The sequence below is a fragment of the Verrucomicrobiia bacterium genome (assembly GCA_035495615.1).
Lineage (GTDB): Bacteria > Omnitrophota > Omnitrophia > Omnitrophales > Aquincolibacteriaceae > DATJFP01.
The window spans coordinates 1-14,634 of sequence record DATJFP010000106.1 but is presented as its reverse complement, the minus strand read 5'-3'; the positions used below and the strand labels follow the sequence as shown (position 1 = coordinate 14,634).

Here is a 14,634-nt window from a genome sequence, read left to right as displayed (position 1 = left end):
GAAGGGGAGCGACCACAAGAACCAGCCCGGCATGGGCGGCACGAAGATGACCAGGCAAGCGAAGACGAGCCCCAGGAACATCAGGAAGATCTCGCGGTTCAGCTTTTTGTACGAAACAAATTTGAAGAAGATGAGCACCGTGACCATCGGGCAGATCACGATGCTGAGCGAGCTGGACACGGGCACGGCAAAGGCGAAGAGCTTTTTCTGCTCTGGAGAATTGAAAACCATTTCGCGGAAGGCCTCCGAGGTCAGGGCATAAGGCGCCACGATGGCCGCGTACACGGCCGCGAAAACGGCGATGAAAAGACCGAGGCGCGTCCAGCCCGTCTTCTGCCGGTAAAGGAAGACCAGCACGAACGGCATCGCGATCATGACATGCGATTTGGAGGCCGCGGCAAGCGCGAGCACAGCCGCCGCCGGCAGCAGCCGGTGTTCGAGAATGAGAACCGCCGCGCCGAAGAAAAGCGCCGTGGGCACGATGTCGAGCTGACCGTGGACATAATTGATGAAAAAAACGAGCGGCGAAAGCCAGTAGATCAGCAGCACCTTCCGGGCCTGCGCGGGAAAAAGCCGGAGCAGCAGGTAAAACATCAGCGCGTCGAAGCCCAGAAGCGGAAGGCGCATCACGAAAAGATGCAGGCCGGTCACGGCTTCCCAGGATCCGCCGAGAAACGGGGAAAAGAGAACGCGAGGAAGCGCCATCACCCACAGCATGAAAGGCGGGTAAGGGAACATCCGGAGCAGTCCAAGCGTGGAGAAAAAGTCCCACGGATTGTGGAACCGGTTCAGGACGTACCAGTTGATGAAAGGCGTGAAAAGTTCGCGCAGGTAATCCGATGCCGCGAAGAACGAGACCGCGATCTTCAGCGCAAGGCCGGCGAGGAAACCGGCCGACAGCCAGATGCTCCGCTTTTTTTTCAGCGCTTCTTTGGAATAAACCATGGATCTCCGGGATAAAACTTCTTAAAAGTCACCCTGGAACACTCTCTTTATTTTCGGCTTCCGGCAGGGCGGTCTTAAACCCAACCTTATGGCCCATAATAAAATGCGCCGCTTGGGGAAGGGACGTTCCGGGGCCGGCGCGCGGTCAGGTTTGGGGCCGGAAGGGCCGATAGTTATTTCCATGGCCGATAAAAAAACATTTTACCGCGTCCTGGACGTGCTGATCGCGGCCCTTTATCTGGGGATCGTGGCCTTCCTGGCCTTCCATCATGAGCCTTGGAGCGACGAAACCCAGCCCTGGCTCCTGGCCCGCGACACGACGTTCCCGGCTTTCGTCAAATACCTTGCCGGCAATTACGACAATCATCCGAGCCTCTGGTACCTGATCCTGCGGCCCTTTGCCAGGACCGGATTCCCGTTCGCTGCGCAGCAAATCATCCATGTTATTCTCGCCTTCGGCGCCGTGCTGCTTTTTGTTTTCCGTTCCCCGTTCCCCAGGCCGACAAAGTACCTGTGGATTTTTTCTTACCTGATGCTGTTCGAGTACGCCGTGGTCTCCCGCATGTACGCGCTCGCGATCCTGCTCATCTTTTCGATCGCCGCGCTTTATCCCAAACGCTTCCGGCATCCGTACGCGTTTGCCTCGCTCGTCTTTCTGCTGTGCCATGCGGATTATTTGTCGTTCGGGCTGGCCTTCGGTATCGGATCATCCTTTGCTTTCGAAAGCGGGATGCGCCGGCGGAAAGAAAATGCGCCGGTTCCCTGGGGGGCGCTCGCGCTCATGGCCCTGGGCGGGCTTCTGACTTTTCTGCAGGTGATGAACCGTCCGGCGGATCATTGCCACGCGCACACGTACGTGAGCGAGGTATGGCGTCATGCCAAGCCGCTTTGGTCTTTGTCCAAGGGATTCATTCCGGTCGAATTCGACGTGTCGGAAACCGCGGCCAAGGTGCTGGCCTTGACCGTGCTGGGCTGCGCCATAGCCGCGCTTTGGCGCAAAGGGACAAGCCTTTGGATCTTGTTTTGCGGCTATGCGGAAATTTTCATGATCCTCACGTTTTCCCATTACGGCGACATCCGGCATTATGGCTTTTACGCGGTAATCCTGCTTTTCGTGCTGTGGACAAGCCGCTCCGAACCGGAAGCGGAGGCTGTGGAGACGCGCGCCGGCGAAAATGTTCCTTTGCGGGAGAAGGCGTGGGGGAAAGCGCTCCTGGTCTTAAACGTGTGTTTCCTGCTGAGCCTCCGGGGTTCTTACACCGCGGCGCGTTACGAAATTTACCTGCCTTTTTCCGGAGGCCTGGAAATGGCCGGCATCATCAACAAGCTTTTCAAGGAAAACGGGCTGGACGAAAAAGGCATCAAGATCGTGGCGCACACGCAGTACCGGGCCATCAGCATCATGCCGTTCATGCCCAGGCAGCGTCAATTCTGGTACCCGAATCTGAAAGACTACGGCTCATATTACACGTGTGACTCAGGCTATTACAGCATCGACAAAATCCCCGTCGAAGAAGTCATCGCGCGGGCGCGCGAACATTTCGGGACGCTCGATCCTCTGATTTTCGTCCTGGACAAGCCGTTGGATTCGCCGCTGCATGAAGGGTATAACTTCGTGCTGCTGGCCTCGGCCGAGCAGGGAGTCTGGGGCACGAATCTCGAGAAGTTTTATTTGTACAAGCCCATGCCGCAGCAGTAAGGCCGGTCTCAGGAACGCGTTCTCTTCAGCATGCCGTAAGGCCCCCAGGTCTGCACCAGCCCGTAATCCTTCAGATAATCTTCCGGGAATTGGAAATGCTGCAGGATCGCCATCACGTCCCCGATCTTTCCTTCCTCGCGTTTGACCAGGATCCAGTCGGGCGGATGCTCGAGAATGTTCTGCCGCACGGTTTCCGGCCGCGCGCCGATCGGCGCGTCCTGAAAAAACATGGGCCACATGTAGGAAACGCCGCGGTAGCTGTCCCTTCCGGTCATGGCGTTCAGCAGGTACAGGTCGCTCATGATGAGAAGCGAATCCTGCGGCGCCACGTTCGCGCGGATGTAGTCCGCGATTTCGTCCACGGCTTTCCCGTAAGGCTCGTAAAAAAGCCATCCCTTGAGCGGCCCGGACTTGATCGGATAATTGCCGTGCGGCAGCATGGGATGCGTGAGCTCGTAATGAAGCCAGGCGCTGCGGCCGGTCACGTTCAGCTGGAAAAGCACGGTGAGGACAAGGACCGCCTGTGCTGCAAGCAGCGTTATTTTTTTCAGCGCGCCGTCCGCGGCAGGCTTCAGGCCCTGCAGCACGAGCAGCCCCAGCGTCAGGTAGACGCCGAAGACCGGCAGATGGTCCGGATCGCGCAGCGAACCGGTATTCAGGTCGAAGATGGCCAGCAGCGCGGTCATCACGAACAGCATGTAGAGCGGCGCGCGGGATTTCCAGAAAGCGAGGCGCGCGAAAGCCAGCGTGACGAACGGAACCCAGTACAGGTTCTTCATCCAGGCGCGCAGGAAAAGCAGCCGGATCATCTGCGTGGAGCGGCCGCTGCCGTAGAGGACGAATGCGTTTTCATAATAAGCCGAGGGATTGGGAACGAGCAGCAGGATGCCCAGGACCGCGGCCGCCGCCGATCCGAGCGCGCATCCGGCAAGGCCGTGCCAGCGGTGCGGCGCGCACAAGAGCGTCGCGCCGAAGGCCGCGCCGTAGGCCAGGCCGATGTTGGTTTTGGTCAGGAACGCGAGAATGGCCAGGGCGCCGCAGGCGAGGCCGGTCATGAACGCCTGTTTTTTTTCCGCGAACGGCAGCCGGTTCATCAGGAGCATCAGCCCGATCAGCCCCCAGAAATGCGCGGTCATGTCGTACCACGGATGCGGGTAGCCCCAGTACAGCCCCGCGCCGGTCAGCAGGACCGCCAGCGCGCGGAAGGCGAGCGGCAGGCGGCCGCGTGTTCCCAGGAAAAGGAGGATCATGCACGCGGAGCTGATGAGAAGCGGCTCGGCCAGCAGCGCGGTTTTCCCGACGCCGAACACGCGAAAAAAAAGCGCCATGATCTCGATGTGGATCGGGCCGGTATGGAAATAAAAGTCGACGTAGGGCTTTTGGCCGCGGTAAATGCGCCAGGCCGCGTCCAGGAACGCGCCGAAATCCAGGAGCTGGAAAAAGCGGAACATGACCGCGGCAAGGACCGCCGCGTTCACGGCAAGAAGCAGGATCAGGACGGACATTTCCAGGACCTGCTTTTTCGGGCGGGTTCCGGCGATCACTTCGGGCATGGCTTTTCCTCGGGGTTAACGGTCAATTATCGGTGTCCCGGGCGGAAATCATGAATCCCGGCTTCCGCTCCCGGCCCGTGAAGTTTTCCAAAAGAAATAAGGCGGGCATGCCGTTTCTTAAGGATAGTATTTTTAAACGCTTATGCTCATGAAAAATCCCTTATCAGAACAAGGAAGTTCTCCCGCGCGGGGCCCTGGCCGTCCGGCGGGAACCGGATTGGGAAGCCTCGAGCTCGCCGTGGCCCTGCTTTTGGGCTCGCTCGTCGCTTACCTGGGATGGATGGCACTGCGTTTCGAGGTCAATCCGTCCGACAGCTACGAGCTTTTCCTGAACGCGCGGCGCTATGCCTGGGTGGACGATTTTCCCCGTTACTGGAAGCGCGCGCCTTTTGTTTCGATTCTGCTCACGCCCGTCTTCTGGCTGGAGCAGCATGTTTTCGGCGAAGGATTCGCGGCTCCGGCGTCGCGCCTTATCGCGGTCGCGATTTTTGCCGGCTTCCTTTTCGCAGCGTGGAAAATGCTCTGCCGGGACCTCCGCCGCGGCGAAGCGCTGCTCGCGGTCTTTCTTTGCGGCATCAACCGGCTTCTCATCCATCACGCGCCGTTTACCAAAGAAGACATCCCGGCGGCACTGCTCACGGCGCTGACGCTGAATTTTTACCGGCGCCACCTCGAAGGCCGGAAAGGGAGCCTCGGCCTTGCCGGGCTTTTTGCCTGTTGTACGGTCCTCACGCGTTATAATATGATTCCCGAATTGCTGGGCGTGATTTTTTTGAATGAAGTGCTGCGGGGAAGCCTCGGGGTTTTGTGGCGGGGCAGCGGGGCCGAGCGGCGAGGCGTGCTGGCCCGCGTTTTCGTGTTCGCCTTTCTTCCTGTGGCCGTGGTCTTCGGCGTGCACACGGCGATTTACACGTTTTACGACGGCGTGCCTTGGGTCCAGGGGCCGGCGAAGCTCATCCAGGACATCATGCTCCAGAAAAAATTCACTTCGGAGCGGGGCGATTCGACGTGGGAGAATTACGCGTTCCTCTGGATTTCCGTGACGGGACCTGTGGTGCTGGCCGCAGTCCTGGGCATGGTGCAGGCGTGGCGGAAAAAAATTCCCGAGGCGCTCCTTTACGGAATCTGGTTCTGGATTTATTTTCTGTTTCAGACTTACGTCCTCAGCGACAAAGAGGGCCGGTACCTTTTCCCGCTCCTGATCCCGGTTTATTATTTCGCGATGCTGGGGCTGCGGGAGGTTTCGGAATTCCTGCGGGAGAAATTCGCGGCCTTTTCCTTTCCCGAAATCCTGCGGGCCAATTCGGGCGCGGTGCTCGCGGCGCTCGTCCTTGTCCTGCCGCTGCGGGCCGGCCTTCTGGAATGCCTGAAGTTCCAAGACCCGTTTTACGTGACGGACTTCGAGAAAAAAGTAAGCGTCTATGCCAAAGATATGGCCGGGCCGGACCACAAAATTTTCTGGATCGGGAAAAAATACCCGCTCTTTCCCAAGGAGCACGTGTTCCATCCCAACGATGAATTCGCCTACATCTATCATTATTACAACCACGTCTGCCGCTACTATTCGTACCGGCGCGTCTTCACGCTGGACAACGCGGAGATCGTTATTCCCGCGGGCGGTGCATTCGGCTTTTTCGTGCCCTACATCGGCGAGGCCGCGGGAAACGGCGACGTGCTGGTGCTGAACGTGGAACCGGACGATTACCGGACGAGCAATCTTCCAAAGGCACTCAATCCCATCCTCGTCGAAAGGATCAGGACGCTGACTTTTCTTCCCAAGGGGCCCGCCGACGCTTCCGGAAACGTGCAGTTCGAGGCGCCGCAGCTGCCGGGAAGCCTCATCCAGGCGGGGCCGTCGCCCGAGGGCTTTCAGATCCAGGGCATGGGGTTGCCGGACAGCGTTTTCGAGCTGTACGTGACGCGCAGCGGCGCGCCTCATGGAGAATCCGTGAAGCTGATCGGCGTCAAAGGCGGGGCGTTCAGCCTCTCGATTCCCGGAAAAAGCACGCCGTCGTTACAAAATTTTTTTCTTTTGGGATATGAAACTCCTGCGGTATTCTTTCATCCATTAATCCCCGAAAAAGAAGTGGGGGGGAGCCCGGCTGCGGGCGGAAACGGACAAGCTCATGGATGACCAGGAATTCATCACGAAGTTCAAGGCGATTCCTTCGCAGGAACTACGCTCGGCCACGGAACATTTTGTCGAGGCCGTGTATAACAAGGACGTTCTGAAAAAATCCGTGATTCCGCTCATCGAAAAAAGTTTCGGCGCGCCGCTCAAGCCCGCGGGCGCGGCCCCTTCCTCCGAAGCCTCGCTGCGGGCCGCCGCCTACGGCGGCATCCGCAAAGACCAGACACTCTACTACCGCACCGGAGAAGGCCCTCTGAACACGATCATGTTCTGGCCGTGGTCGGACGGACAAACCTTCACGGTCAAAATTTACCGTTCCTGAATCCATGGCGTTTCCGCTCGAGCATCTTTTTCGCGGCGTCCGCAGCCCTTCCACCATGCCTTATGAACTTTGCCCCAGCCGCCGCGCCCGGCGCGCCCGCGTGGAAATTCACGCCGGCGGCAAGGTGAAAGTCATTGTGCCGCAAGGTTCGGACGTGAAACGCATCGCACGCTGGCTGGAAACCAAAAAGAGCTGGATCGAAAAAACGCGGGAGCGTCTGCGCGTGCTGCCGGAAACCGCTCCTGAAAATCCCGCAATTCCGGACAGCGTGGAACTCCGCGCGGTCGCACAAACCTGGCGCGTGGAATTCGCGGCGGCGCGCGTGAAGCGTCCGCGTCTTACCCAAAGCGGCCCTTTCCAGCTGACGTTCGTCGTTCCTGCCGAAACGCCTGTCTCACGGAAACTGCTCCTGCTCCGCCGGTGGGTGCAGTCGCAGGCCGAGGATTATTTGCCGGCCTGGCTGGAAAAAACCGCGGCCGAGACAGGGCTGGCTTATGCGCGCGCTTCGGTCCGGGCGCAGAAAACAAGGTGGGGAAGCTGTTCCGCACGCAAAGCCATCAGCCTGAACCGCAAACTTCTTTTTCTCCCGCCGCGGCTGGTGCGGTACATCCTGGTCCACGAGCTGTGCCATACCGCGCATCTGGACCATTCCCGCCATTTTTGGAAGCGCGTGGCGTCCTTCGAGCCCGGCTGGAAAGACCTCCAGCGTGACATGCGCAGCGCCGGGCGGTATGTCCCGGGCTGGCACGGCTAAAAAATCCCGTTCTTTCTCAGGAAGGGCCTTTCCGCGGCCGATACATCAGGTACAATAATAGGGACTTATAAGAAGGGGCCCCCATGTTTCATAACACCCTCGACCTCATGCGCGCGACCGAAGCCGCGGCGATTGCGGCTTCCCAATGGGTCGGCACCGGAGACAAGCTGTCTGCCGACAAGGCTGCGACAGATGCTATGCGCGACCGTCTTAACCGCATCGAATTCGCCGCCAAGATCATGATCGGCGAGGGTAAAAAAGACGCATCGAGCGGGCTTTTCAACGGCGACGCGGTGGGGAAATTCGCAGGACAGAAAGGCGTGCCGCATTACGAAATCGCGGTGGATCCCATCGACGGCACGCGGCCGACCGTAACGTCCGGCCCCGAAGCTCTTTCAGTTCTCGCGCTCGCGGAAGAAAATGCGCTTTTTGCCACCGAAGAATTCTACATGCACAAGATCGCCTACGGACCGGACATCGCGAATAAGATCGAGCTGAATCTCAACGATCCCATCGAGCGCAATACCCAGCTCATCTCGGCCGTGACGGGCAAAGCGTATTCCAAGATCGTCGTGTGCATCCTGGACCGGCCGCGGCACGAAAAAATAATCGCCGAATTCCGCAAGCTCGGCGTCCGCATCAAGCTGATCCAGGACTGCGACGTCTCCGGGGCCATCGCGACGTGCCTTCCGGACAGCGGCATCGATCTTTTGTACGGGATCGGAGGCGCCCCCGAAGGCGTGATCAGCGCCTGCGCCATGAAATGCCTGGGCGGGGGATTCAAGGGCCAACTCGTCAAAGGCGACGGTTCGGTCGTCGATGCGAAAATTTATTCCATCAATGATCTCGTGCGCGGCCACTGTGTTTTTGCCGCCACGGGCATCACCAACGGCAGCCTGTTAAAAGGGGTCCGGTACACGAGCCGGGGCCCGGTGACCCATAGCGTCGTCATGCGTTCCGAAAGCGGTACGGTGCGCTGGGTCTCCACCTACCACGGGAATTAACATCATGGCCAAAAAGAAAATCCTGGTCGTCGACGACGAAGAAGCCTTCGGCGAAATCGTCAAACTCAACCTTGAGTTCACCGGCGAATACGAAGTCTTCACCGAAAAAAGAGGCAAAGAAGCCGTGGGCGCGGCCCGCAGGTTCCGGCCGGATCTCATCATCCTGGACGTCCTGATGCCGGACATGGACGGGCCGACGGTACTCAAAGAGCTGAAAAAAGACAAGGAGCTCAAAGACATTCCGGTGGTTTTTCTGACCGCGCTTGTCCCCAAGAAGGAGGCGGGAGCGGGCGTCATGAAAAATCAGCCTTTTGTGGCCGCCAAACCGATCGGCGGTGACGAGCTTCTCGACCTGGTAAAAAAGCATATCCGGTAAGCTTTTGCGGAGGGGCGGGCCGGTTGACAACCGGTTAAAACTGATGCATCCTTTGAGCGTGTTTACAGTCAGCGGGAAAAATGCAGGCCGTAAGGTGAGGTAAGGACTCTTGCCTTGCGGTTTTTTTTTGCCCGCTTCAATTTGATGTACCCTCAAGGAGAAAGTAAGTCATGGCAAAAGGGAAAGTAAAATGGTTCAATAATCAAAAAGGTTACGGTTTCATCGCCACGGATGCGGGGGCGGATGTGTTCGTCCATTATTCCGCGATCCAGGGCGATGGATACAAAACGCTTGAAGAAGGCCAGGACGTGGAGTTTGAAGTCCAGCAGGGCCCGAAGGGCGAGCAGGCCGTCAATGTGACCAAGGCAAAAGCCTGAGTTTTTGCCGTTTCAATCGGGGAAGAGCAGAGCTGTTCCAGCGTGCCTTGCTCGATCCCTTGCAAAACCCGGATGATCTGACATGCAGAATTCCAGGAAACCCGGACCGAACGTGCTCCGGTTTTCTTTGCTGATTTTTCTGATATGCCTCCTTTTTACCGTCCTGCTTTGGGACCGCTACTTTAATTCCGATTCTCCTCTGGACCGCCAGCTCACAAGCAATCTCTACCTTGTCATGGGGACGCTTTTTTCCATCGCCGCCGGACTTTTTACCTGGTCCCTCGAATCGTCGCGGACTTATCTTGAAAAAGAAGTCGCGCGCCGGACCGACGAGCTCGAAAAGCGCAACCATGCCCTGCAGCAGGTCATGGGCGAAGTGCGCATCCTGCGGGGCTTTTTGCCGATCTGCGCCGGCTGCAAAAAAATCCGCAACGACCAGGGGTACTGGGAAAACCTGGAAGACTATATCCAATCCCATTCCGAAGCCGAGTTCAGCCACGGTCTTTGCAAGGAATGCATCAGCCGCATTTATCCCGACAAGCGCGCATGAATCACGCCTTCCGCTCCGCCAGGTGAACCTTTGATCGCTTTTGGAATAGTCCTCGTTTTGCTTGCCGCCTTTCTCTATTCCCGCCTCAAAACGGCCGAGGCCGAAAAGAAATATCCGCCCTTGGGGGAATTCGTGAGCGCGGACGGCGTGCGCATGCACGCGGTGCGCCGCGGTTCCGGCCGTCCCGTGGTTTTCATCCACGGCGGGTTCGGCTCTTCTTATGATTTCACGCTTTCCTTTTTTGACCGCGCCTCGTCCCGCTACGATTGCCTCGCGGTCGACCGCCCCGGCCACGGCTACAGCCAGCGGCCCCGCAAGAAAGACATGACCGTCTTCGACCACGCGCATTACATTTTCGAGACCGTGAAGGCCTTGAAGATCGAGCGCCCGGTTCTGGTGGGACATTCGCTCGGCGGCGCGGTCGCGCTGGCCTATGCGCTGGAACATCCGGACGATGTCGCGGGCCTCATGATGATCAACGGCTACCTGACGCCTTTTACCGGACCCATCCATCCCATTCACACGGCCTCCGCGGTTCCGCTGTTCGGCCCGCTTTACCTGCATGCCCTGGTCCGGCCGCTGGGAAATCTGTTCACGGGTTCGATCGGCCGCAAAGTTTTCTATCCGGAGAATCCGCCGGCGGATTACCTGAAGACGGCCACGGCCCTTGCCATGCGTCCCGCGCATTTCAGCGCGAACGCGGCCGACGTCCGCCATCTCTGCAAAGGTTTGCGCCAGATGATTCCAAGGTATTCCGAGATCCGCTGCCCGGTCGTGCTGCTGGCGGGGGACTCGGACCTCATCGCGCCCATGTCGCGCCATGCCGAGGCGTTTGCCAGGGCGGTCCCGCACGCGGAGATCCTTATATTAAAAGAAGGCGCGCACCAGCCCTGCTTTTCCATGGCCGAAGACGTCCTGGCTGCCCTTGACAGGACCTGGGAAAAGGCCGCTGCGGAGGGCACAAAAAAACTTTGACACGGGCAAAAAGGATGTATATACTTCTTTTTCGAGGGCGGCCTTCGCAGCCGCGGATAACATGACGGAAACGACCTCACAATCAGGCATGAAGCTCGCGGTTATCGGCGCAGGCGTGGCCGGCCTTACGGCCGCTTACCTTTTGCAGCGCCGCCATGACGTGACGCTTTTCGAGAAAAACGATTATCTGGGCGGCCACACGAATACCATCACGGTTCCCGACGGCCCGGACGCGGGCACGCCCGTCGACACGGGCTTCATCGTCTTCAACGACCGCAATTATCCTACTTTTATTCATCTGCTCGCGGAGCTGGGCATCACCGGCCGCCTGAGCGATATGTCGTTCGGGTTTTCGAGCCGCCTCCTCGACCTGGAATACTCCAGCTACGTTCCGGGCGGCCTTTTCGCGCAAAAGCGGAATCTGCTGCGGCCTTCCTTTTATTCCATGGTCGCCGACATCCTGCGTTTCAACAAAAGCGCGGCCGCCGACCTCCATGCCGGAAGGCTGGCCGACGTCACGCTCGGTGAATACCTGCGGGCGGGGAAGTACTCCGCGCCTTTCCGCGATTTTTATCTCATTCCCATGGGCGCGGCCATCTGGTCCACGCCGCAATCTGAAATGCTGGCCTTTCCCGCGCGGACGTTCCTGCGCTTTTTCGACAATCACGGGCTGCTCGCGCTCAAAGGCCGGCCGCAATGGCGAAGTGTCCCCGGCGGCAGTCATGCGTACGTGAAAGAAATGATGAAACGCTTCAAAGGGGCGGTGCAGAAAAAAGCGGGCATCGGCAAAATCAAAAGGAGTGCGGACCATGTGCTCATCCGCAAGGAAAACGGAGACGAACATTCTTTCGACGCCGTGGTGATCGCCGCGCACGCGGACGAGGCCCTCAAAATGCTGGAAGACCCGAGCCATGACGAAAAGCGGCTGCTCGGCGCCTGGACTTACACGCGCAATGCCACGGTGCTGCACACGGACGACTCCGTGATGCCGCGCCGGAAAAAAGCCTGGGCGTCGTGGAATTACACGGTCGAAGGCGCGGGGGACAAAGCCGGCCCCGTCACGCTCTCCTATCACATGAACCGCCTTCAGGGGCTTGCGACGCAGAACCAATATTTCGTGACGCTGAATCGGCAAAAACCTTTTCCCCGGGAACGCGTGATCAAAGAAATTTCTTACACGCATCCGTCCTATACGCTGAGTTCCCTGCGGACCCAGGCGGAACTTCCCAAACTGAACGGCGCGCGGCGCACGTATTTCTGCGGCAGCTATTTCGGATACGGCTTTCACGAGGACGCGGTCAAAGCCGCGGTGCAGGCCGCCAAGACTCTCGGTGTGGAGTTCGGGTCATGACCCTTTCGAAAATTTATACGGGCCAGCTCATGCATACGCGCCTGGAACCGGTAAAGTACCGGTTCGATTATCCCGTCTACTTTTATTCCTTCGATTTGGACGAGCTTGAAACCCTTGGCAGGGCGAACCCCTTTTTCGGACATAACCGGTTCAACCTCGTATCGCTTTACGATAATGATTATCTGGACAGGGGGCCGGGCGCGCTCCGTGAAAAGCTCCGCCGCTATCTTGCTCCGGAAGGCCTGGACGAGGCCGTGAAAAAAGTCGAGCTCGTTACGTGCGCGCGTTTTCTCGGCTACATTTTCAATCCGGCCAGTTTCTTTTATTGCTATACGGAAACGGGCAGCCTGGCGTGCGTCGTGGCGCAGGTCAACAATACGTTCGGCGAAACGCACATTTATTTGACGCGGGAACCGCTGCCGGCCAAGGACGGCCTGGCGCGTTACGCCGCGGACAAGGCCTTTCACGTTTCGCCTTTCTTTGACAGGAAAGGAGAATATGAGTTTAAATACTCGCCGGTTTCCGATACAATCGAGATCCAAGTCAACCTGAAAAAAGACGGCCGTTACGTCCTGGTCTCGCAAATGACAGGCCGGGCGCGCCCCGTGACGGGCGCAAATATTTTGAAAACCGTCTTGGCCTACCCCCTGACCGCGGTGATGACGATCCCGCGGATCCATTGGCAGGCGGCCAAGCTTTACTTCGGAAAAAAATTGCCCGTTTACAAGAAGCCTGCTCCTTCCAGCCCGATGACCGTGCGCACGCCCCTGCCGAAACTGCGCCGGAAAGCCGCCTTCAAAATTTTCGATTTATTCTTGTCCCGCGCCCGCCAGGGGCATCTTCGCGTTCAGCTTCCCGACGGTTCGGTCCACTCTTACGGGGATACCTCCCTTCCGGCCCGGGCGGAAATCCGCGTGCACGACGACGGCTTTTTCTGGCGCGTCATCCGGGATTCGGGCATCGGACTTGGCGAGAGCTACATGGATGGGCAATGGGAGACGCCGGACCTGACCGCGGTGCTCGAATTTTTGATCGACAACAAGTCGCATCTGTCGCCGAAGGTTTCTTTCCTCGAAGGCCTGGGCGCGGCGCTCAATCGCCTTTATCATCTTGCCCGCCGCAACACGGTTTCCGGAAGCCGGAAGAACATTCAAGACCATTACGATTTGAGCAATGATTTCTTCCAGGTCTTTCTCGATGAGAGCATGACTTATTCCGCCGGCTTTTATAAGGATTCCTACGACACGCTCTACGCGGCCCAGCAGAACAAGCTGCAGCGCATGATCGAAAAGGCGCGCATTACCTCCAAGGACCACGTTCTCGAAATCGGCTGCGGCTGGGGAAGCTTCGCAATCAAGGCCGCGCGCGAAACCGGCTGTCGTGTGACCGGCATCACACTTTCCAAGGAACAGCTCATGCTGGCGACCCAGCGGGTCCGCGAAGCCGGCCTAAGCGAAAAGATTACGCTCGAATTATGTGATTACCGTAACATGAAAGGGCAGTTTGACCGTATCATATCCATCGAAATGCTCGAGGCCGTGGGGCACGAATACCTGGAAGGATTTTTTCAGGCGCTCGATCGGCTGCTCAAGCCCGAGGGCGTTGCGGTGATTCAAAGCATCACGATCCCCGATCAGCGTTATGATTCTTACCGTAAAGGCTGCGACTGGATTCAGAAGCACATCTTCCCGGGCGGGCACCTGCCGTCTCTCACCGCGGTATGCAAGGCCATGACTCAATCTTCGACTCTCTTTGTCGAAAATGTCGAAAATATCGGTGTGCATTACGCCCGGACGCTGCGCGAATGGAAAAAGAAATTTCGCGAACAGCAAGCGCGCATCGAGGCGCTCGGTTTTGACGAGCGTTTCCGCCGCAAATGGGAATACTATTTTTCTTACTGTGAAGCCGGTTTTTCCAAACGCTATTTGAACGATATCCAAATGATTCTTACACGGGCAGGAAATAAAACGCTCGACAGAAAGGGAGAACCCTCTTATGCCGAATCCTTCCGCGCCATCTGAAATGGGCTGGGATCCCGAAGCCCCCGGAGACGAGCGCATCGAATTCTGGGGCAACGTGCCCTTTGTCCTTCTCCATGCCGGCTGCCTCCTGGTCTTCTGGACGGGCGTAAGCCGGGCCGCGATCGCGGTTTTTTTCCTGACGCTCGTGCCCCGCATGTTCGGGCTGACGGCAGGATATCACCGCTATTTCTCACACAAATCTTTCAAGACTTCGCGCGTCTTTCAATTTATGCTGGGCCTGCTCGGCGCCAGTTCGCTGCAGAAAGACCCGATGTGGTGGGCGGCCCATCACCGCAATCATCACCGGTATGCGGATACGGAGCTGGATTCGCATCCGCCGCTCACGCGCGGCTTTTTCTGGGCGCACATGGGCTGGTTCATGTGCAAGAAGAACGCGAACCTGCACCCGGATCCTCTGGTGCCTGATCTCGCGGCCTATCCGGAGCTGGTTTTCTTGAACCGCCACCAGAAAATCCCGGCCTTTGTCATGCTCGGCTCGCTCATGGCCCTGGGCTGCTATCTCCAGTACGCGCATCCGGGGCTTCACACCACGATGGGACAGATCGTGACCTGGGG

General features: G+C 58.2%; 14 protein-coding genes. 12 read left to right on the top strand and 2 right to left on the bottom strand.

What is annotated here, in order from left to right; genetic code table 11:
- A partial coding sequence (locus VL688_13220) for a hypothetical protein (protein ID HTL49015.1) occupies positions 1-945 on the bottom strand: 945 nt, incomplete at its 3' end.
- 181 nt (positions 946-1,126) lie between these two features.
- Here VL688_13220 and VL688_13215 point away from each other — a divergent pair.
- A complete protein-coding gene (locus VL688_13215) occupies positions 1,127-2,644 on the top strand; it encodes a hypothetical protein (protein ID HTL49014.1) in 1,518 nt (505 codons plus the stop codon).
- 8 nt (positions 2,645-2,652) lie between these two features.
- Here VL688_13215 and VL688_13210 read toward each other — a convergent pair whose 3' ends face one another.
- A complete protein-coding gene (locus tag VL688_13210; protein HTL49013.1) occupies positions 2,653-4,197 on the bottom strand; it encodes a hypothetical protein in 1,545 nt (514 codons plus the stop codon).
- Positions 4,198-4,414: 217 nt separating this feature from the next.
- Here VL688_13210 and VL688_13205 point away from each other — a divergent pair, with 217 nt between their 5' ends.
- The 11 genes from VL688_13205 to VL688_13155 all read left to right on the top strand — a co-directional run.
- Positions 4,415-6,331 (top strand): hypothetical protein, encoded by a 1,917-nt coding sequence (locus VL688_13205; GenBank protein ID HTL49012.1) that lies wholly within the window; start codon positions 4,415-4,417, stop codon positions 6,329-6,331.
- Positions 6,324-6,650: a hypothetical protein gene (locus VL688_13200; protein HTL49011.1), complete on the top strand. Its 327-nt coding sequence runs from the start codon at positions 6,324-6,326 to the stop codon at positions 6,648-6,650. Before VL688_13205 ends, VL688_13200 begins: the two co-directional genes overlap by 8 nt.
- 4 nt (positions 6,651-6,654) lie before the next feature.
- Positions 6,655-7,404: a SprT family zinc-dependent metalloprotease gene (locus VL688_13195; protein HTL49010.1), complete on the top strand. Its 750-nt coding sequence runs from the start codon at positions 6,655-6,657 to the stop codon at positions 7,402-7,404.
- An 83-nt stretch (positions 7,405-7,487) separates the two neighbouring features.
- A complete protein-coding gene (locus tag VL688_13190; GenBank protein HTL49009.1) occupies positions 7,488-8,408 on the top strand; it encodes a fructose-bisphosphatase class II family protein in 921 nt (306 codons plus the stop codon).
- A gap of 4 nt (positions 8,409-8,412) precedes the next feature.
- Positions 8,413-8,784, top strand: coding sequence for a response regulator (locus VL688_13185; protein ID HTL49008.1), 372 nt, complete (start codon positions 8,413-8,415; stop codon positions 8,782-8,784).
- Positions 8,785-8,954: 170 nt separating this feature from the next.
- A complete protein-coding gene (locus VL688_13180; protein HTL49007.1) occupies positions 8,955-9,161 on the top strand; it encodes a cold-shock protein in 207 nt (68 codons plus the stop codon).
- A gap of 82 nt (positions 9,162-9,243) precedes the next feature.
- Positions 9,244-9,711, top strand: a complete 468-nt coding sequence (locus tag VL688_13175; GenBank protein ID HTL49006.1) for a hypothetical protein — start codon at positions 9,244-9,246, stop codon at positions 9,709-9,711.
- A 30-nt stretch (positions 9,712-9,741) separates the two neighbouring features.
- A complete protein-coding gene (locus VL688_13170; GenBank protein HTL49005.1) occupies positions 9,742-10,686 on the top strand; it encodes an alpha/beta hydrolase in 945 nt (314 codons plus the stop codon).
- Positions 10,687-10,747: 61 nt separating this feature from the next.
- Positions 10,748-12,037, top strand: a complete 1,290-nt coding sequence (locus VL688_13165) for an FAD-dependent oxidoreductase (protein ID HTL49004.1) — start codon at positions 10,748-10,750, stop codon at positions 12,035-12,037.
- Positions 12,034-14,058, top strand: a complete 2,025-nt coding sequence (locus VL688_13160; GenBank protein ID HTL49003.1) for a DUF1365 family protein — start codon at positions 12,034-12,036, stop codon at positions 14,056-14,058. The genes VL688_13165 and VL688_13160 overlap by 4 nt, the downstream gene beginning before the upstream one ends.
- The coding region (locus tag VL688_13155; protein ID HTL49002.1) for an acyl-CoA desaturase at positions 14,033-14,634 on the top strand (602 nt) is incomplete at its 3' end. The genes VL688_13160 and VL688_13155, both read left to right, overlap by 26 nt.

Bases quoted from the DNA above. Each gene is read 5' to 3' on its own strand.
- VL688_13215 (HTL49014.1), top strand. From the start codon at position 1,127: ATGGCCGATAAAAAAACATTTTACCGCGTCCTGGACGTGCTGATCGCG.
- VL688_13210 (HTL49013.1), bottom strand. From the start codon at position 4,197: ATGCCCGAAGTGATCGCCGGAACCCGCCCGAAAAAGCAGGTCCTGGAA.
- VL688_13200 (HTL49011.1), top strand. From the start codon at position 6,324: ATGGATGACCAGGAATTCATCACGAAGTTCAAGGCGATTCCTTCGCAG.
- VL688_13195 (HTL49010.1), top strand. From the start codon at position 6,655: ATGGCGTTTCCGCTCGAGCATCTTTTTCGCGGCGTCCGCAGCCCTTCC.
- VL688_13190 (HTL49009.1), top strand. From the start codon at position 7,488: ATGTTTCATAACACCCTCGACCTCATGCGCGCGACCGAAGCCGCGGCG.
- VL688_13185 (HTL49008.1), top strand. From the start codon at position 8,413: ATGGCCAAAAAGAAAATCCTGGTCGTCGACGACGAAGAAGCCTTCGGC.
- VL688_13180 (HTL49007.1), top strand. From the start codon at position 8,955: ATGGCAAAAGGGAAAGTAAAATGGTTCAATAATCAAAAAGGTTACGGT.
- VL688_13175 (HTL49006.1), top strand. From the start codon at position 9,244: ATGCAGAATTCCAGGAAACCCGGACCGAACGTGCTCCGGTTTTCTTTG.
- VL688_13165 (HTL49004.1), top strand. From the start codon at position 10,748: ATGACGGAAACGACCTCACAATCAGGCATGAAGCTCGCGGTTATCGGC.
- VL688_13160 (HTL49003.1), top strand. From the start codon at position 12,034: ATGACCCTTTCGAAAATTTATACGGGCCAGCTCATGCATACGCGCCTG.